Below are 814 nucleotides of genomic sequence, written 5' to 3' on the forward strand. Positions count from 1 at the left end.
CCTATTGGCGAGCGAATTTTAGTCGACGGTATCGACGTTGTGCCGGAAGTCCACGCGGTGCTCGGCAAGATGGCCGACTTCACGGGCAGGATTCACAGCGGCGCATGGCGCGGCCATACTGGCCTGCCGATCCGAAACGTCATCAATATCGGCATCGGCGGCTCGGACCTCGGGCCGGTCATGGCCTATGAAGCGCTGCGCCACTACAGCCGGCGCGACATGATTTTCCGCTTCATCTCGAACATCGACGGTACCGACTTCGTGGAGGCGACGCGGGACCTGAATCCTGAGGAAACGCTGTTCATCATCTGCTCGAAGACGTTTCGGACGTTGGAAACGCTGACCAACGCCCACGCCGCACGTCAGTGGATACTGCACAATCTGGGCGACCAGCAGGCGGTGGCCCGGCATTTCGTCGCCGTCTCGACCAATACCGAAGGGGTCGCGGAATTCGGCATCGACACAAATCAGATGTTTGGCATGTGGGATTGGGACGGCGGCCGCTATTCCATGGATTCAGCGATTGGCCTGTCCACCATGCTCGCCATCGGCGCGGAGAATTTCCACGCGATGCTGTCGGGCTTCCACGACATGGATCACCACTTCCGCACCGCGCCGTTCGGTGAGAACCTGCCGGCGCTGATGGGCCTGCTCGCAGTTTGGTACAACAACTTTTTCGAGGCGCAGACGGTCGCGGTTCTGCCCTACGAGCAATATCTCAAGCGCTTTCCTGCCTATCTGCAGCAACTGACAATGGAAAGCAACGGCAAGCACGTCACGCTTGGCGGCACGAAAGTCGATTACCAGACAGGGC

General features: G+C 59.7%; 1 pseudogene. It reads left to right on the plus strand.

What is annotated here, in order from left to right:
- Positions 1–814: pseudogene (gene pgi, locus EN993_RS36375) on the plus strand (glucose-6-phosphate isomerase); the annotation flags it as partial.

This window comes from Mesorhizobium sp. M7D.F.Ca.US.004.01.2.1 (assembly GCF_003997785.1).
Taxonomy (GTDB): Bacteria; Pseudomonadota; Alphaproteobacteria; order Rhizobiales; family Rhizobiaceae; genus Mesorhizobium; species Mesorhizobium loti.